Origin of the sequence: Streptomyces pacificus (assembly GCF_011766325.1) — a bacterium.
Classification (GTDB): Bacteria; Actinomycetota; Actinomycetes; order Streptomycetales; family Streptomycetaceae; genus Streptomyces; species Streptomyces pacificus.
Genome location: NZ_BLLG01000012.1, coordinates 19,474 through 37,095, shown reverse-complemented (window position 1 = coordinate 37,095; position 17,622 = coordinate 19,474). Strand labels below are relative to the sequence as shown.

Annotated in this window: 13 protein-coding genes and 1 pseudogene; 4 read left to right on the top strand and 10 right to left on the bottom strand. The window is 74.5% G+C overall.

Annotation, left to right across the window (positions count from 1 at the left end):
• Positions 1–26 precede the first annotated feature (26 nt).
• Together SCWH03_RS19395 and SCWH03_RS19390 are read right to left on the bottom strand one after the other, a co-directional pair.
• Entirely contained in the window at positions 27–689 is a 663-nt protein-coding gene (locus SCWH03_RS19395) for a helix-turn-helix transcriptional regulator (protein ID WP_109296649.1), read from the bottom strand.
• A gap of 419 nt (positions 690–1,108) precedes the next feature.
• Positions 1,109–1,786: a DUF3000 domain-containing protein gene (locus tag SCWH03_RS19390; RefSeq protein ID WP_173265545.1), complete on the bottom strand. Its 678-nt coding sequence runs from the start codon at positions 1,784–1,786 to the stop codon at positions 1,109–1,111.
• A 90-nt stretch (positions 1,787–1,876) separates the two neighbouring features.
• Between SCWH03_RS19390 and hemE the strand changes: the two genes are divergently transcribed.
• Positions 1,877–2,989: a uroporphyrinogen decarboxylase gene (hemE, locus tag SCWH03_RS19385; protein ID WP_173265544.1), complete on the top strand. Its 1,113-nt coding sequence runs from the start codon at positions 1,877–1,879 to the stop codon at positions 2,987–2,989.
• 216 nt (positions 2,990–3,205) lie between these two features.
• On the opposite strand, the gene SCWH03_RS19380 is transcribed toward hemE, so the two are convergent.
• A complete protein-coding gene (locus SCWH03_RS19380) occupies positions 3,206–4,609 on the bottom strand; it encodes an FAD-dependent oxidoreductase (protein ID WP_173265543.1) in 1,404 nt (467 codons plus the stop codon).
• 206 nt (positions 4,610–4,815) lie between these two features.
• On the opposite strand from SCWH03_RS19380, the gene hemG reads away from it, so the two are divergent.
• Together hemG and hemQ are read left to right on the top strand one after the other, a co-directional pair.
• Positions 4,816–6,261: a protoporphyrinogen oxidase gene (gene hemG, locus SCWH03_RS19375; RefSeq protein WP_173265542.1), complete on the top strand. Its 1,446-nt coding sequence runs from the start codon at positions 4,816–4,818 to the stop codon at positions 6,259–6,261.
• A gap of 4 nt (positions 6,262–6,265) precedes the next feature.
• A complete protein-coding gene (hemQ, locus tag SCWH03_RS19370) occupies positions 6,266–6,985 on the top strand; it encodes a hydrogen peroxide-dependent heme synthase (protein ID WP_173265541.1) in 720 nt (239 codons plus the stop codon).
• Between the two features lie 69 nt (positions 6,986–7,054).
• Here the strand turns inward: hemQ and SCWH03_RS19365 are convergent, their stop codons facing one another.
• The 4 genes from SCWH03_RS19365 to SCWH03_RS19350 form a co-directional block, all read right to left on the bottom strand.
• On the bottom strand, positions 7,055–8,659 hold the full coding sequence (locus SCWH03_RS19365; protein WP_173265540.1) for an alpha/beta hydrolase: 1,605 nt from the start codon (positions 8,657–8,659) through the stop codon (positions 7,055–7,057).
• Positions 8,660–8,940: 281 nt separating this feature from the next.
• Positions 8,941–10,257, bottom strand: coding sequence for an MbnB/TglH/ChrH family RiPP precursor modification enzyme (locus SCWH03_RS19360; RefSeq protein WP_173265539.1), 1,317 nt, complete (start codon positions 10,255–10,257; stop codon positions 8,941–8,943).
• Positions 10,258–10,484: 227 nt separating this feature from the next.
• A complete protein-coding gene (locus tag SCWH03_RS19355) occupies positions 10,485–11,264 on the bottom strand; it encodes a DUF4142 domain-containing protein (protein WP_173265635.1) in 780 nt (259 codons plus the stop codon).
• A gap of 297 nt (positions 11,265–11,561) precedes the next feature.
• Positions 11,562–12,350 (bottom strand): peptidyl-tRNA hydrolase, encoded by a 789-nt coding sequence (locus SCWH03_RS19350; protein WP_173265538.1) that lies wholly within the window; start codon positions 12,348–12,350, stop codon positions 11,562–11,564.
• Positions 12,351–12,721: 371 nt separating this feature from the next.
• On the opposite strand from SCWH03_RS19350, the pseudogene SCWH03_RS19345 reads away from it, so the two are divergent.
• Positions 12,722–13,834: pseudogene (locus SCWH03_RS19345) on the top strand (S1 family peptidase); the annotation flags it as partial.
• Positions 13,835–14,223: 389 nt separating this feature from the next.
• Here the strand turns inward: SCWH03_RS19345 and SCWH03_RS19340 are convergent.
• The 3 genes from SCWH03_RS19340 to zapE all read right to left on the bottom strand — a co-directional run bounded on the left by SCWH03_RS19340 (position 14,224) and on the right by zapE (position 17,513).
• Positions 14,224–15,660 (bottom strand): alkaline phosphatase PhoX, encoded by a 1,437-nt coding sequence (locus SCWH03_RS19340; RefSeq protein WP_254076863.1) that lies wholly within the window; start codon positions 15,658–15,660, stop codon positions 14,224–14,226.
• A 301-nt stretch (positions 15,661–15,961) separates the two neighbouring features.
• Positions 15,962–16,387, bottom strand: coding sequence for an OsmC family protein (locus SCWH03_RS19335; protein ID WP_173265537.1), 426 nt, complete (start codon positions 16,385–16,387; stop codon positions 15,962–15,964).
• Between the two features lie 70 nt (positions 16,388–16,457).
• Positions 16,458–17,513: a cell division protein ZapE gene (gene zapE / locus SCWH03_RS19330; RefSeq protein WP_173265632.1), complete on the bottom strand. Its 1,056-nt coding sequence runs from the start codon at positions 17,511–17,513 to the stop codon at positions 16,458–16,460.
• Positions 17,514–17,622 lie beyond the last annotated feature (109 nt).

The following is a 17,622-nucleotide window of genomic DNA, read 5'->3' as shown; positions in this document are numbered from 1 at the left end:
GCGCTGGTCCGGTGTAAAGGCGGGGCTCAGTGGATGATGCCGGTGCGCAGCGCCACGGCCACCATCCCCGCGCGGTCGCCGGTGCCGAGCTTGCGTGCGATACGGGCCAGGTGGCTCTTGACGGTCAGCGCGGACAGGCCCATCGAGACGCCGATCGCCTTGTTGGACTGCCCCTCCGCGACCAGCCGGAGCACCTCCACCTCGCGGCCCGACAGTTCGCGGTAGCCGCCCGGGTGGCTCGGGGCGCCGGGGGGCCGGCGGTGCAGCCGGGCGGCCGCCGCGCCGATCGGGGCGGCTCCGGGGCGGCCTGGGTGGCCGAGGTTGGTGCGCGTGCCGGTCACGACGTAGCCCTTCACCCCACCGGCCAGCGCGTTGCGGACGGCGCCGATGTCGTCGGCGGCGGAGAGGGCGAGGCCGTTGGGCCAGCCCGCGGCTCGGGTCTCGGACAGCAGCGTCAGCCCGCTGCCGTCGGGCAGGTGGACGTCGGCCACGCAGATGTCGCGCGGGTTGCCGACGCGGGGACGGGCCTCCGCGATGGACGACGCCTCGATGACATCACGCACCCCGAGCGCCCACAGGTGGCGGGTGACGGTGGAGCGGACGCGCGGGTCGGCCACGACGACCATGGCCGTCGGCTTGTTCGGGCGGTAGGCGACCAGGCTTGCGGGCTGCTCGAGGAGAACGGACACCAGGCCTCCTGGGAAGGTGGGGGACGGAGCCGGCTCGGGGATGAAGCCGGGGCGGACCGTGCTTGAGGGGTCACCACCTCTTCGGCAGCAAACCTGGTCGCCTTTAGAGAAAGATCACGATTTAGTGAGTCACAATTCCGGCAATTAGGACGCATGAGCGATCATGCTGCGATCCCGTCCGGACATCCCGTATCTCCGCACCCCCGCGGCCCGCGAAAGGATGCCGCGGCGAGGGCGGGGAGAGGGGTCCGCCCCCCCGCTCGCACACCCGGCGCATGGGAAGCGGGAGGAGCGGATCGACCCGCCCGTACTCCCGTATCCCCGTATCCCCGCATCCCCGTGCCTCCGTACCCCGGGGCCCGCCCCGGGCGGCGGGCGGCCCCGACCCGCGGGCGGACCGCGGGGCCTGCGCGCACACGTCAGGGCGCCCGCGGGCCCCTGCGCTGCGGCAGGGTGACGACGCCCGCCGTCGCGCCGCCGGGGTCGCCCGCGGGGCCGGCGGGCGGAAGGCCGCCGACCTGGCACAGCAGATCGCACCACGCCCCGAAGTGCGCCGCGGTGTCGGGGGTACCGTCACCGCCCTCGCGCGGGGTCCAGGAGGCCCGGATCTCGATCTGCGTCGCCGGACGGCGGTCCGCGAGTCCTCCGAAGTAGTGAGATCCCGCCCTGGTGACGGTGCCGCTCGGCTCCCCGTACGAGAGGTTCCGCGCCTCCAGCGCGCCGGTGAGCCACGACCAGCACACCTCGGGCAGCAGCGGGTCGGCCGCCATCTCCGGCTCCAGTTCCGCGCGCACCAGCGTCACCAGCCGGAACGTGCCCTGCCAGGCGTCGTGGCCCGCCGGGTCGTGCAGCAGGACGAGCCGGCCGTCCGCCAGGTCCTCCCCGTCGTCGACGACCGCCGCCTCCAGTGCGTACGCGTGCGGCGCGAGGCGCTGCGGCGGCCGGGCCGGGTCCACCTCGATCCCGGGGTGCGGCCGCGCCGCGCGCAGCGCGTCGACCGCGAGCCGGAACGCCGGCGGCGCTGAGCCCCGCCCGGCGCCGTCCGTGTCCTCGGCGCCGTCGGATGGATCGGAGAACTGTCCCTGAGCCGCAGCCATGCGGGGAAGCGTAGGCGGAACGCGGGCCCGGCGCAGGGAGGGACACCCACCCGCGCTTGCTCGTTGCCCGTACATGCGAAGATTCCGGGCGTGAGTGCCAACGACCTCCCCCCGGCCCGGAGCACCTCCCCCGCCGGGGGCGCCCCGTCCGCGGGCCAGCAGCCGACGACCGACGCCCTGCGCGACTCCGCCTTCCTCCGGGCGTGCCGACGCGAACCCGTGCCCCATACCCCGGTGTGGTTCATGCGGCAGGCGGGCCGGTCGCTGCCCGAGTACCTGAAGGTGCGCGAGGGCGTGCCGATGCTGGAGTCGTGCATGCGGCCCGAACTCGTCACCGAGATCACCCTGCAGCCGGTGCGCCGCCACAAGGTCGACGCCGCGATCTACTTCAGCGACATCGTCGTACCGCTCAAGGCCATCGGGATCGACCTCGACATCAAGCCCGGCGTCGGCCCGGTCGTCGCCGAACCGGTGCGCCGCCGCGAGGACCTCGCCCGGCTGCGCGACCTCACCCCCGAGGACGTCTCCTACGTCACCGAGGCGATCGGGATGCTCACCGGCGAACTGGGCGCCACACCGCTCATCGGTTTCGCCGGCGCCCCCTTCACCCTCGCCAGCTACCTCGTCGAAGGCGGCCCGTCCCGCAACCACGAGCACACCAAGGCCCTCATGTACGGCGACCCCCGGCTGTGGGCCGACCTGCTCGACCGGCTCGCCGGGATCACCGCCGCCTTCCTGAAGGTGCAGATCGAGGCCGGGGCCTCCGCCGTGCAGCTCTTCGACTCCTGGGTCGGCGCACTGTCCCCCGCGGACTACCGCCGCTTCGTCATGCCCGCCTCCGCGACGGTGTTCGCCGAGGTCGAGGGGTACGGCGTGCCGCGCATCCACTTCGGCGTCGGGACCGGCGAGCTGCTCGGCCCGATGGGCGAGGCCGGCGCGGACGTCGTCGGGGTCGACTGGCGGGTCCCGCTCGACGAGGCGGCCCGCCGGGTCGGGCCGGGCCGGGCGCTCCAGGGCAATCTCGACCCGGCGGTGCTGTTCTCCACCCCGGAGGCCGTCGAGGCCAAGACCCGCGAGGTGCTGGACGCGGCGCGCGGCCTGGAGGGGCACATCTTCAACCTCGGCCACGGTGTGCTGCCCACCACCGACCCGGACGCCCTGACCCGCCTCACGGAGTACGTCCACACCCGTACGGCCCGCTGACCGCAGGCGGAGCCCGCGACCGCCCCGGCGCACCCCCGGCGCACCCGCGGGGCGGCCGCGGGCCCGCCCCGGTGCGCGGGCCCGGCGCTGCCGCAGGGCGCCGGCCGGTGCCGGTTGATTCCGGCCGATGCCGATGCCGATGCCGATGCCGGGCGGTCGCGTCGCATGGCGTGGCGTCGCCTCCCGGGTAGCCGCGCGGCGCCGCCCGCAGGATCCTCAGCCGGCCTGCGCCACCGCTGCCGTCGCCTTGCGCGCCGCGACCAGGACCGGGTCCCAGACCGGGGAGAACGGCGGGGCGTAGCCCAGGTCCAGGGCCGTCATCCGTTCCACCGTCATCCCGGCGGTGAGCGCGACCGCCGCGATGTCCACGCGCTTGCCCGCGCCCTCGCGTCCCACGATCTGGACCCCGAGGAGCCGGCCCGTACGCCGCTCGGCGAGCATCTTGACCGTCATCGGGGCCGCGCCCGGGTAGTAGCCCGCACGGCTGGTCGACTCGACCGTGACCGACACGAAGCGCAGGCCCACCGCGCGGGCCTGCTTCTCCAGCAGGCCCGTGCGGGCGATCTCCAGGTCGCAGACCTTGCTCACCGCGGTCCCCACCGCACCGGGGAAGGTGGCGTAGCCGCCTCCCACGCCCGCGCCGATGATCTGGCCGTGCTTGTTGGCGTGGGTGCCGAGGGGAAGGTGCCGCTCGCGGCCCGAGACCAGGTCCAGGACCTCCACGCAGTCGCCGCCCGCCCAGATGTCCCCGTACCCGCGCACCCGCATCGACAGATCGGTGAGCAGCCCGCCGTGCGTCCCGACCGGGAGTCCCGCCGCGCGCGCCAGCCCCGTCTCCGGTTCGACGCCGATGCCGAGCACCACCACGTCCGCCGGGAACTCCCCGTCCTCCGTGACGACCGCGCGCACCCTCGCGCCCGGCCCCCCGGACGCGCCGGGCGCGCCCGCCTCCGGATCCGTCAGGATCGCGGTGACCTCCGCGCCGTTCACGGTCGTGATGCCCATGCCCTCCATCGCCTCGTGCACCAGGCGGCCCATAGCGGGATCGAGCGTCGCCATGGGCTGCTCGCCCCGGTTGACGACGGTGACCTCGAAACCGCGCTTCAGCAGCGCCTCGGCCATCTCCACACCGATATAGCCCGCGCCCACCACCACCGCACGGCGGCCCTCCAGCCCGGCGAGCGTGTCCAGCAGGGCCTGCCCGTCGTCGAGGGTCTGCACCCCGTGCACGCCCGCCGCGTCGATCCCCGGCAGCGCCGGCCGCACGGGCCGGGCCCCGGTCGCGATGACGAGCTTGTCGTAGCCCGTCCACGACTCGGCGCCCGACTCCAGGTCCCGGGACCTGACACGCTGCCCCGGGACGTCGATCTCCACGGCCTCCGTGCGCATCCGCAGATCGATCCCGCGGCTCCGGTGCTCCCGCGGTGTCCGCGCGATGAGCTGCTCGCGGTGCTCCACGTCGCCGCCGACCCAGTACGGAATGCCGCACGCCGAGTACGACGCGAAATGCGACCGCTCGAAGGCGACGATCTCCAGCTCTCCGGGGTCCTTGAGCCTGCGCGCCTGCGAGGCGGCGGACATCCCCGCCGCGTCGCCGCCGATGACCACCATGCGTTCCATACGGAAGACGCTACGGGGGAGCGGCCGTTCGGTCCTGCCCGGGGCCCTGCCCCAGGGGGATGCGAGGAGCCCGGTGCGCCGTCTCGAGGTGCCCGGCCCCGCGGGAGCGCGACACCGCCGTCGCGGCGCCCTCGCGGCTCGGGCGCACCGGCGGTTGCGCCCGAGCCGGTGCAGGCCGGCGCGGGGCGGTTTGAGAGAGTGGGGGCATGCTGCCCACGTCAGAGCACCCCCGGGCCCGAGCAGGCCGTGTCGTCGTCATCGGCGGTGGGATCGCCGGCCTCGCGGCGGCGCACCGGCTGGCCACGTCCGGAGTGCGGGTGACCCTGCTGGAGGCCGGCGGCCGGCTCGGCGGCAAGCTCCGGACCGGGGAGATCGCCGGAGCCCCCGTCGACCTGGGTGCCGAGTCGATGCTGGCCAGGCGGCCCGAGGCGGTCGCCCTCGCGCGCGCCGTCGGACTCGGCGACCGGCTCCGGCCCCCCGCCACCGCCACCGCTTCCGTGTGGACCCGGGACGCCCTGCGCCCCATGCCCCAGGGCCATGTGATGGGCGTCCCCGGGAACCCGGAGGCACTGTCCGGGCTGCTGTCCGCCGAAGGCGTCGCCAGGATCGGGCGGGAGCGCGAACTGCCCCCGGCGGAGCTGGCGGAGGACGTCTCCGTCGGCACCTTCGTGGCCGAACGCCTCGGCCGTGAGGTCGTCGACCGGCTCGTCGAGCCGCTGCTCGGCGGCGTGTACGCGGGCGACGCCTACCGCATCTCCCTGCGCGCCGCCGTCCCCGCCCTGTTCGACGCGGTCAGGGCCGCGGGCGGCAGCCTGCTCGACGGCGTCCGCGAGGTGCAGCGCCGGGCCGCCGAGCGGCACGAGACCGGCCCCGTGTTCCTGGGCCTCGACGGCGGGGTCGGCACCCTCCCGTCCGCGGTCGCCGACGCCGTCAGGGCCGCCGGAGGCGAGATCCTCACCGAGACCCCGGTACTCGGTCTGACCCGCGGCACCGACGGCTGGCGGATCCGCACCGACGCGGCGGAGCTCACCGCCGACGGCGTCGTCCTCGCCACCCCCGCCTGGTCGGCCTCCGTGCTCCTCGCCGGCACCGCGCCGGCCGCGTCCGCCGAACTCGCCCGGGTCGAGTACGCGTCGATGGCGCTCGTCACCTTCGCGTTCCGCGCCGCCGACGCGGCCGCACTGCCCGCCGGATCCGGCTTCCTGGTCCCCCCGGTGGACGGCCGCACGATCAAGGCGTCCACGTTCTCCGCACGGAAATGGGCCTGGGTCGCCGACAGCGCCCCCGGACTGTTCCTGCTGCGCACCTCCGTCGGCCGGCACGGCGAGGAGGAGCAGCTGGACCGGGAGAACGACGACCTCGCCGCCGCCTCCCTCGAGGACCTCGCCGAGGCGACCGGGCTCACCGCCCGCCCCGTCGCCACCGCGGTCACCCGCTGGGTCGACGGGCTGCCGCAGTACCCCGTCGGCCACCTCGGGCGGGTCGCCCGGGTCAGGGACGCCGTGGCCGCGCTGCCGGGGCTGCGGGTCTGCGGGGCGGCGTACGACGGCGTCGGCATCCCCGCCTGCGTCGGCAGCGGGCAGCGCGCGGCGGACGAGATCATCGCCACCGCCCCCCTGGTGCCGGGCACCGCAGGCGAAGGGCGAGAATAGCCCCATGAGTGCGCCCGAGAAGATCCCGAACGCCGGTAAGAAGGCGAAGGACCTCAACGAGGTCATCCGCTACACCCTGTGGTCCGTGTTCAAGCTGCGGGACGTGCTGCCGCAGGACGCGGACCGCGCCGGGTACGCAGACGAGGTCCAGGAGCTGTTCGACCGGCTCGCGGCCGAGGACGTCACCGTTCGCGGTACGTACGACCTGTCCGGCCTGCGCGCCGACGCCGACCTGATGATCTGGTGGCACGCCGAGACGGCCGACCGGTTGCAGGACGCCTACAGCCTCTTCCGCCGCACCCGCCTGGGCCGTGCGCTGGAGCCGGTCTGGTCGAACATGGCGCTGCACCGCCCCGCCGAGTTCAACAAGTCGCACATCCCGGCGTTCCTCGCCGACGAGACCCCGCGCGACTACGTCTCGGTGTACCCGTTCGTGCGCTCCTACGACTGGTACCTGCTGCCCGACGAGGACCGCCGCCGGATGCTGGCCGACCACGGCAAAATGGCCCGCGGCTACCCGGACGTCCGCGCCAACACCGTCGCCTCCTTCTCCCTCGGCGACTACGAGTGGCTGCTCGCCTTCGAGGCCGACGAGCTGTACCGGATCGTCGACCTCATGCGGCACCTGCGCGCCTCCGAGGCGCGGATGCACGTCCGCGAGGAGGTCCCCTTCTTCACCGGGCGCCGCAAGAGCGTCGCCGACCTGGTGGCCGGTCTGGCCTGACGGCCCCGGACGCCCCGGACCAGGAGGCGGACCCCTGCGGGGCGGCCCGCCTCCCCCCGACCCGGAAGATCAGACGGCGGGCGGCAGCACCCGCTCCACCGCCCGCCGCTCCAGCGACACCGGGTCCGGCTGCGGGTGCGGCGCGCACGAAGCGCGCCGCACCGGCGTCCTGCCGGTCAGCAGGTACGCCTCCATATGGCCGTTGACGCAGGCGTTGTCGCCGCCCGAGATGCCGTGCGTCCCCGCATCCCGCTCCGTGACCAGCACCGAACCCGCCAGGCGCTGCTGCAGCCTCAGGGCGCCGGCGTACGGGGTGGCCGCGTCCCGCTCCGCCGCCAGGATCAGCAGCGGCGGCACCTCCCCGGGCCCGGTGCGCACGTCGACCGGCCGCTGCCGCGGCGGCTGCCAGTACGCGCAGGGCAGGTTCATCCAGACATTGGCCCAGGTCTCGAAGGGCGCCCGCCGGGCCAGCGCGGTGTTGTCCCGGTCCCATACGCCCCAGTCCGTGGGCCAGGGAGCGTCGTTGCACTGCACGGCCGTGTAGACGGCGTTGCCGTTCTCCTCCTCGGCGGCCGCCGAGGCGCGGGGCTTCGCCTGCTTGACGAGCTGCCGCGGATCGCCCTTCAGATACGCCGACAGGGCCAGGGCGCGGCGCGGCCAGTACAGGTCGTTGTAGACGGTCCGGGCGAAGGCCGCCTGGAGCTGGCCCGGGCCGACCGCGCCGTCCGCCGGGTTCTCCGCCAGCAGGGTGCGCGCCCGGTCGTAGGCCGCCTGGACCTGCCGGGGCGTCGTGCCGAGACCGTAGGTGGCGTGGTGACCGGCCACCCAGGCGCGGAAGTCCGCCCAGCGGCTCTCGAACGCGAGCGACTGCTCCAGGTTGTTGCGGTACCAGATCTTCGCCGGGTCCGGGTCGACGGGGGAGTCGAGCACCATCCGCCGCACCCGGTCGGGGAACGTCATCGCGTACAGGGCGCCCAGGTAGGCGCCGTAGGAGGCGCCGAGGAAGGTCAGCCGCCGCTCGCCGAGCGCCGCCCTCAGCACCTCCAGATCACGGACGTTGTTGAGCGTGTGGTAATGGCGCAGGGCCGGGCCCGCGTTGCGGGCGCAGCCCTGCGCGTACGCCCGGGCACGCGCGAGGCCCTGCCGCTTCTCGGCGGCGGAGGGGTGGACGGGGGCCGCGGTCGGCGCCTTGGTGAACTCAGCCGGGTGCTGACAGGAGAGGGGTGCGGAACGGCCCACACCGCGCGGTGCGTAGCCCACCAGGTCGTACGCCTCGGCGATGCGCTTCCACTCGGGCTCGCCGGCGAGTGCGGGGAAGTACATGCCGGAGCCGCCGGGGCCGCCGGGGTTGTACAGGAGCGCGCCCTGGCGCACCGACGGTTCGCCTGTCGCCCTCACCCGGCTGACGGCGATGCGGATCTGACGCCCCCACGGGTCGGCGTAGTCGAGAGGCACCCGGACCGCGGCGCACTCGACGGTCGGCGGCAGGTCCTCCTCCGCCGGGCAGGCGCCGAAGGCGACACCGGCGGCCACGGCACGGGCTGCGGCGACGACGGTGCCGCGGTCCTCCGGGCTGCCGGGCCCGGGCGCCCCGGGCGCCCCGGCCGCCGGAGCCGCCGCGAGGGCCGACAGGATCAGGGAGCCGGCGGCTCCGTACCGGGCTGCTGCTCTCATCGCGTTCCCTTCGTGCCACCGATCGTGGCTCGAAGGTCACCGCGGTACCCGGCTTTGTAAAGGAGCTTGCTCGGGTGTCGCGCCCGATGACCCTTTTGCGGCACAGGGAATGCCGTGTCCGCGATGCCCGTTGGACGGCCGGCCACGTGAACGGCACGGCGCTCCACGGCCCGTCCGGCGGGCGGCCGCGCCGCCGGCCTCTCACGGCCGCCGGCCGCCGACCGTCGGCCGCCGTCGCGGAACGCGGTCCGCGAGGGGTCGTACGCCGGGCCGGGCCGGACTCACCTCCCGGCGAGGGCGGCTCGGGCGGCGCGGACGAAGCGTGCGGCGCGGCGCGGCGGACGGGACGCCGCCCGGTCCTGCCACCAGCGGGTGAGCCGCCGGCGGGCGGCCGGGTCCTCCGGCCGCCCACCGGCCAGCAGATGCTCCGCGAAGTCCAGCGCGTCCCGGCGGTAACCGCCGCGCATCGGGCGGGAGGTGGCGTAGCCGAGGTACGCGCTCCGATAGCCGGCCCCGAGGATCCGCGGCAGTTCGGGCGCCACCCTGGCGGCGACATCGGCCCGCTTGGCGGCGAGCGCCCGCGTCTGCACCCTCAGCCGCCGGGCGTCGAACCCCTCCGGCGCCGGCGTCCCGGCGACGAGCGCGGACAGCAGAGCGGCCTGCGCAAGCCCGAGACGTTCCCGTGCGGTGTCGTCGTCCGCATCGCTCCCGCTGCCCGGCCCGGCCGTCCCCCGGACACCCTCCGGGGCCGCCGGCGTCCGCCGTGTCGGTGGGCCCAGGACCGTGCGGATCAGGTCCAGTTCCGCGGCCAGCTCCTCCTCGGGAGGGAAGTCGTCGTCCCGTTCCAGCAGCACCCCGGGCGGGTCGGTGCGCGAGCGCAGTTCGGCGAGGAGGTCGAGGACGGGCCGCGGCACCGGGTGGGCGTGGGTGTCGTGCCAGACGCCGTCGCGCTCCACTCCGCCGGCGACATGGACGTACGCGATCGCCTCGACGGGCAGCTCGTCCAGGGCCCGGAGCGGGTCCTCGCCGCGGTTGACGCGGTTGGTGTGCAGATTGGCGACGTCGATCAGCAGCCGTACCCCGGTGCGCTCGACGAGTTCCGCCAGGAACCGGCCCTCCGTCATCTCCCCGCCGGGCCAGGAGATCAGGGCGGCGATGTTCTCCAGGGCGAGGGGCACCGGCAGGCCGTCCTGGGCGATGCGGACGTTCTCGCAGAGCACGTCCAGTGCCTCCCGGGTGCGCGGCACGGGGAGCAGGTGCCCGGCCTCCAGCGGGGGCGAGGCGGTCAGTGCGCCGCCGGCGCGGACGAAGGCGATGTGCTCGGTCACGAGCGGCGCACCGAGTGCCTCGGCGCGTTCGGCCAGGTCGGCAAGCCGGCGCGGGTCCGGCCGTGCCGCGCCGCCGAGTCCCAGGGACACACCGTGCGGGACGACGGTGACCCCGCGATCCCTCAGCCGCTTGAGCGAGTCGGGGAGATGGTCCGGGCAGACGTTCTCCGCGACCACCTCGACCCAGTCGAGACCGGGCAGCCGCTCTACCGCGGCGGCGATCTCCGGGCGCCAGCCGATACCGGTGCCGAGCCTTTCGTGATGCGTCATGGGCCCCCCTGCTCCGCGTGTGGATGGGTCATGGCCCCGCACGGCCATGACCAATCCCGAGGAAGGGACGTTCAGAGCTCGATTTGAGGTTCCGGACGCCCCGGTGGTTGTCCGGGCCCGGGTGGTGTCCGGGCCCGGTGGGGAGGGGGCCCGCCACGCGGGGGCGGGTCCCCCTCGGGGCGCGCGGGGAGCGCCGGAATGCTCCCGGGGCTCCCCGGGGACCCGCGTCAGTCGCTCGCCCCCGGAGCGGGCCGGTCGGTGTTGACGGCGGTGGGCGGCCCCGGCTGGGTCGAGGGCCGCGAGGTGGTCTCGATCTCACCCGGCGGCGCGGCCGGGGTCGGCGCCGGCGGCAGGTTCCCGTCCGGCGGCGGCGGGCCCGTGGGGCTGGCCGTGGCGCCGTCCGCGGCCTCGTTGGCGATCGAGTCGAAGTCCACCATGCCGGTGTTCTCCAGCATGGTGATGTGGTCCAGCACGGTCTGGTTCGCGTCGGACGCGAGCTGGCGGATCAGGGTGTTGCGTGTGCTGTGGCGGACCTGCGCGATGAGGGCGAAGACCTTGCCGTGCGCGTTGCGCAGCAGGTTCGCGAACTTGTACTCGTACTCGCGGCCGCTGGCCGCCGACAGCTCTCTCAGCCAGCCCTGCTGCTGCTCGGTGGGCACGTTCGGCAGCTCCACGCCCAGCTTCGCCGCCACGTCGCGGGCGCGCTGGTCGAGGTCGGTGTGACCGACGATGAGATGGTCGCCCGCCTCCTTGATCGCCTCGGTCGGGGCGCGCTCGAGCGCCTGCTGCCCGGCGGGCAGTTCCCACAGCCCGGCGAGTCGCACCTTGACCAGGAAGTCGCGGTCGGTGGCCGTCAGCGGTCCCCACTGGGTGCCCACGGACGAGGCGTTGAGATTGGCCTGGCCAGTCCCGGACCGGTCGGCGTAGGACCATACGGGGAAAGCGAGCGCGCCCACTGTGGCGACCAGAGCCGCGATGATGAGAGCTGTCCCGTTGACGCGACGCAGCAAGTGTGCCTCCCGAGCCGATGTGCGTACCGCGGAACCCCGGTGACGTCACCGGCGGTTCGGACTGCTTGGCAGTACCGGGGGGTACGTACGGGGGAGCGGTTCCGTTCAGTCCGGGACGGGGGGATCTCGGTGCCGTTGCGGGTGCTGCCTCGCGCCGCGCGGGAGGGGGTCCGGCGCAGGGGCGGGAGTCCTCGCGCCGCGCCGGAGGGCGCCCCCGCAGCGGAGAGGAACCCCGTGCCGCGCGGACGGGCGCCGATGGCGTTCCGGAGGGCGCCCGTACCGTTCCGCAGGACGTCAGTGCCGCACCGGGTGATCGGCGACGACCGTCACGGAGCCCGGTGCGACCTCGGTGAAACCTGCGTCGCGGACCGTCGGCAGGCCGCTCGAGGCGAGTACCGCCCACCGGTCGGCGGCGGCGGTCCGGACCGCGAGGGGGAACCCGGCGTCACGCCATGCCGCGCGCCCGGCCTCGTCCATGTCCCACCACAGCAGCTGTGCGCCGTGCCCGACCTGGGCCATCTCCTTGCCCGCCGACATGCGCAGCCCGGGGTTGAGCCAGAGCAGCGCACAGTCGGGTCCGACATCGCCTGACGGCCGCCCGGGGTCCTCCAGCTCCGTGCCCGACACCTGGAGCTTCGACAGCTCCCTGGGCCAGCCGTCCAGCGGCACCGGCGGGAACACCCGTACCTCGGCACCCTCACCGGTCGCCGTGATGCCGGGCAGCGCGGACGCCTTGCGCCACTCGGCGCCGCGTGCCCTGCGCACCACCTTGCGGATCCGGCCGTCCTGCCAGTCCCGTACCCGTGCGGCCCATTCACCGTCTCCGGACGACCGCTCGTCGGAGAGCATCAGCACGACCGCGCGGGCGGCGGTCTCCAGCGCGTCGGTACGCGACGGCGGTTCGTTCCGCTCGATCCGGACCACCAGGGGCAGGACGAACTGCGGGGCCTCGTCGCGTGGCGTCGGCTCCTGGCGGAAGGGGCTTTCGGTGCCGCTGGTGCCGCTGGTGCCGCTGGTGCCGCTGGTGCCGCTGGTGCCGCTGGTGGTGCTGTCGGTGCTGTCGGTGCTGTCGGTGCTGTTCACCTGCGCATTCTGCCAGCCTGCGGGAGGCCGGCGGGGCCCGGCCCACCCGGGTGGGGCCGCGGCCGACCGCCCCGCGTGCCCCGGGTGGCTGCTGCCCGGTCCCCTCCGTTGTGGCGGAACCGCCGCGGGAGACGGCGGGCCTGCCCGCTGGCTGCCCACCGTGCCCGCACCGCAGCGTCACCCCTCTCCCACCGCACCCGTACGGGCACCGACGGCGCCTGGCCGAAGCACATCTGACGTTGCATCAGCAAAAAATCTCTGCACGGGCGGTGAACGGATCCGGGGGCGGCGCCCGTATCAAGGGCCGGACGCGTCCCCCCTCCCGGTCTCCTTCGGCGGCCGGAGTCCGTACCCCCCCAGGAGGCGAAGAGTTGAGTCACAGGCGTATACCCAAGCGGAAGGCGATACTCGCCGGAGCCGGAGCGGTGGGCATCGCCGCAGCCGCAGTACTGCTGCCGAATGCCAACGCTTCGCAGTCCGGCTCCGAGGACGAGCGGACCGCTCCCAGAAAGATGAGTGCGGCATCGGCCGCGGACCTCCTCCAGCAGCTGGGCAAGCAGCTCGGCGAGTCCTACGGCGGCGCCTATTACGACGCGTCGAAGCAGCAGTTGATCGTGAACATCGTCGGCGATGACAACGATGTGGAGGTCGAGATCAAGCGGGCCGGTGCGGTGGCCCGCACTGTGCAGAACAGTTTCTCCGCGCTGAAGACCGCCACCCGCACGCTCTCCAGCGAGGCAGCGGTCCCGGGCACGGCCTGGGCCATCGACCCCAGGAACAACCGGATCCTGGTGACCGCCGACCGCACCGTCACCGGCGAACGCTGGAACACCGTCGAGTCGGCCGTGGAGTCGCTGGGCGACGGGGTCGCCCGGATCCAGAAGTCGAAGGGCGAGTTCAAGCCCCTGCTGGAGGGCGGTGACGCCATCTTCAGCAACGGCGGTTCGCGCTGCTCGCTCGGCTTCAACGTCACAACCCAGGACGGGCAGCCCGGCTTCCTCACGGCAGGCCACTGCACCGCCGCCTCCGAACAGTGGTCCGAGCAGGCGGGCGGCCAGCCGGTCGCCACCGCCCAGGAGTCGGTCTTCCCCGGCGAGGGCGACTTCGCGCTGGTGACGTACGACGACCCGAACACCGAGGCGCCGAGCGCCGTCGACCTGGGGGATGGGCGGGTCCTGGAGATCGGGCAGGCGGCCGAAGCGGCCGTCGGCCAGGAGGTCTTCCGCATGGGCAGTACCACCGGCCTCAACGGCGGACAGGTCACCGGGCTGAACGCCACCGTCAACTACGCCGAGGGGACTGTCACCGGTCTGATCCAGACCAACGTCTGCGCCGAACGCGGCGACAGCGGCGGAGCGCTGTTCACCAGGGACGGCAACGCCATCGGCCTCACGTCCGGCGGCAGCGGTGACTGCACCTCGGGCGGCGAGACGTTCTTCCAGCCGGTGACGACCGCGCTGGAGGCGGTCGGCGCGCAGATCGGCTGAACCGGCCTGACCGGACCCGCCGCCGGTCCTTCCCCCGCGGACCGCACGGGGTGGCGCTGACCGCCCCGGCCGCTCACGGACCGCATGGCCGGCCCTTCCGGGAGGCTGACCGCCCGGCCGGGACGCGGTGCGGGGGACGGCCCCCTACCGGAACCCGGCCGCGACCCCCACCGCCACCCGGGCCGGAACCCGGGCGGAACCCGGGCCGGAACTCCGATCGGAAGGGGAGAGCCAGGGCAGAAGCAGCGCCGGCGACACGGCCCCGGGCATCGGCGGATGCCCGGGGCCGTGCGGCTGCCCGGACCGCGGCGCGGCCTCAGCGGGCGGGAGGACGGGGCAGCGGTCCCACCCGGGGCCGGCCGCCCTCCCGTGCTCCTCCCGGACGCTCAGCGCCAGGGGCCGGTCACCGCGAACGTCGTACCGGGCGTGTAGCAGTTGAGGTACATCGTCCCGCCGTCCGGTGAGAAGGTCACACCCGCGAACTCGCCCCAGCGGGGCTCCTCCGGGGTCCCGGTGTTCTGGCGGTTGCGTGCCATCGGGTACACCTCACCCCGTTTGGTCAGCCCGTACACGTGCTGGGCGCCGTCGCCGTCCTCGCACACCATCAACCCGCCCCCCGGGGCGAGGCAGATGTTGTCCGGGGACTCGCCGGGCAGCCGGGGGCCGGTCGCCGGGCCGAAGACGACGACCAGGGTGAGACGCCGCCGCTCCGGTTCGTACCGCCACACCTGCCCGAAGTGGTCGGCGGCCGATCCATCGGTGCTGCGGGCGAAACTGCACACGAAGTAGACCGACGAGCCGCCCCAGTAGCAGCCCTCCAGCTTCTGCGCGTGGGTGATGCCCCTCGGGCCGAAGTCCTGCAGCCGCACGGGGGTTCGACGTGCCTGCGGATCGGGTACGGGTGCCCACTCGACGCCGTCGAAGCGCGTACCGGTCTCCTGGACCGCGGAGAGGTCCGGCACTCCGGGGACCCGCATCGCCTCCAGCCGTCCGCCCGCCCGCAGCGAACCGGTGCCGCCGAGCGGTTTCTCCGGCAGGAAGCGGTAGAACAGCCCGAACGGCCTGTCGAAGGCGTCCTCCGTCTCGTAGACGACACCGCGGCGCGGATCGACGGCGACGGCCTCGTGCTGGAAGCGGCCCAGCGCGGTCAGCGGTACGGCGCCGGTCCTGCGGGGGTCGGCGCCGTCCACCTCGAAGACGAAGCCGTGGTCCTTGGTGTAGCCGTTGGTGCCGGCCCGGTCCTCGTTCTCCTCGCAGGTGAGCCAGGTGCCCCAGGGAGTGGGCCCACCCGCGCAGTTGACGGCGGTGCCGGCGATGGCGACGCGTTCGTCCAGGACGTCGCCGCGGCGGTCGAGCGTGAGCGCCGTGCAGCCGCCCTTGGCCGCCGGGTCGTAGGTCAGCCCGTCGACGGCGGGGACACCGAGACCGGCGCTGCGCCCGTTCTCGTGGTTGCGTACGAGATGGACCCTGTCGCGGCGTCCGGGCAGGGCGGCCATTCCGTCGTGGCGTCCGGGCACCGGGCCCTCGCCGGAGCGCAGCGGATCGCCCTCGCGGGAGAGCACCCGGTAGCGGAAACCTTTCGGCAGATCGAGCAGGCCCCCTGGATCGGGGACCAGGGGACCGTATCCGCTGCGGCCCCGGGCGGCGGCGGTCCCCGCGAACAGCTCGGAGAAGGCCCCGGTGAAGGCGATGCCGGCGACGGCGGCGCCCGTACCGGTGAGGACCTGACGCCGTGTCGCGGAGGGGGCGCCGGGGCGGTCCGGCGCCCCGGTGGCGCGGCTTCCGGCGATTTGCGCTGCGTCCTGGGTGAGTTCTGCGGTCATGCGGCGACTCCCTGCGGGCGGACGGAGACGTGACCCGCATGTGTGTACCAGGCGTGTGGTCACACGTGAAGCATGCGGGCCCCTGCGCCCCGGGGGACGTGCGCCGCCGCATGGGCGCCGCCCGGCGACGCCCGGCGCCGCGCTCAGGCGGCCAGGCGTGAGCGCGGCGCCGCGCTCAGACGGCGGGGCGTCCGTGCGGCGGGGCGGCGAGCCGTCCGTGCGGCGGGGCGTCCGTGCGGCAGGGCGCCGGACCGGCGAGCCGTGCCGAGCCCCGGCCGGCCGGGGCCTAGCCGCCCGGGGCCTAGGCGAGCTTCGCCGTGAGGGTGATCTCCGTACCCGAAAGGGCCTGGCTCACCGGGCAGTTCTTCTTGGCCTCCTCGGCGGCGGCCTGGAAGCCCTCCTGGTCGAGACCGGGCACCCGGCCCTCGACGGTGAGGTGGATGCCGGTGATGCCCTCGCCCGGCTGGAAGGTGACATCGGCCTTGGTCTCCAGGCGGGTGGGCGGCGTGCCGGCACCTGCCAGGCCGTGCGAGAGGGCCATGGAGAAGCAGCCGGAGTGGGCGCCCGCGATCAGCTCCTCGGGGCTTGTCCTGCCGTTCGCCTGCTCGGCGCGCGACGGCCAGGAGACGGGGAAGTCGCCGATGCCGGAGGAGTCGAACGTGACGACGCCGGAGCCGGACAGCAGGTCGCCGTCCCAGACGGTGTGGGCCTGGCGCGTGGTGGCCATGGTGGATCCCTTCTCAAAGCACTCGACGAATCGGTTCCAACCGGGCCCAACCTACTGGAGACTGCGGAGCCTAGGGGGCGAGGAGCCCCTTGGCGTCCCGCGCGAGTGCCGTCAGCCGGGAGATCGCCCGGTAGTACTTCTTCCGGTAGCCGCCCTTCAGCATCTCCTCACCGAACAGCCGGTCGAAGGGGAGGCCGGAGGCCAGGACCGGCACCTCCCGGTCGTAGAGCCGGTCGGCGAGCACGACGAGCCGCAGTGCCGTCGACTGGTCCGGCACCGGCCGCACGTCGGTGAGGCAGACCGCGCGTACCCCGTCCGTCAGCGCGCCGTAGCGGCTGGGGTGCACCCTCGCGAGATGGTCCAGCAGCTCCGGGAAGCCGTCCAGGGAGGCCCCCTCGGTGGCATGGGCGGCCCGGGTGACCTGTTCGTCCGAGAACGGCGCGGGCGCTTCGGGGAGGCCGCGGTGGCGATAGTCCTCGCCGTCGATCCGCAGCGGCCGGAAGTGCGCGGACAGTCCCTGGATCTCGCGGAGGAAGTCGGCGGCGGCGAAGCGGCCCTCGCCGAGCTTGCCGGGCAGGGTGTTGGAGGTCGCCGCGAGTGCCACGCCCGCCTCGACGAGCCTGCCGAGCAGGGTCGACACCAGCACGGTGTCGCCCGGGTCGTCCAGCTCGAACTCGTCGATGCACAGCAGCCGGTGGCCGCTCAGGGTCGCCACGGTCTGCTGGAAGCCGAGCGCGCCGACCAGGTTCGTCAGCTCGACGAAGGTACCGAAGGACTTGAGGGCCGGTTCGGCGGGCGTGGCGTGCCACAGGGAGGCCAGGAGGTGGGTCTTGCCGACGCCGTAGCCGCCGTCCAGATAGACCCCCCGCGGCGCGGCGGGCGCTGCGGGCTTCCGCGAGAACCAGCGGCGCCGGCCGCTGCCGCCGGCGTGCGCACCGCCCAGCCCGGCGGCGAACGAGCCCAGCACGGTGACCGCCTCGGCCTGGCTGGGCTGGTTCGGATCCGGGACGTACGTCCCGAAGCGCACCGAGTCGAAGCGCGGCGGCGGCACCATCTCCGCGACCAGGCGGTCGGCGGGGACGCGGGGCTCGCGTGCGCACAGCGAGAGCGGGGCGGGTCTGGTCATGGCGGTGGTCGGCACAACCACCCACTGTACTGAGTCCGGGCGACCGGCCTCTGGGGCCGGTCGCCACAGCGCCGGAGGGCCGCCGTACGCGCCGGCCGCAGACGATGTC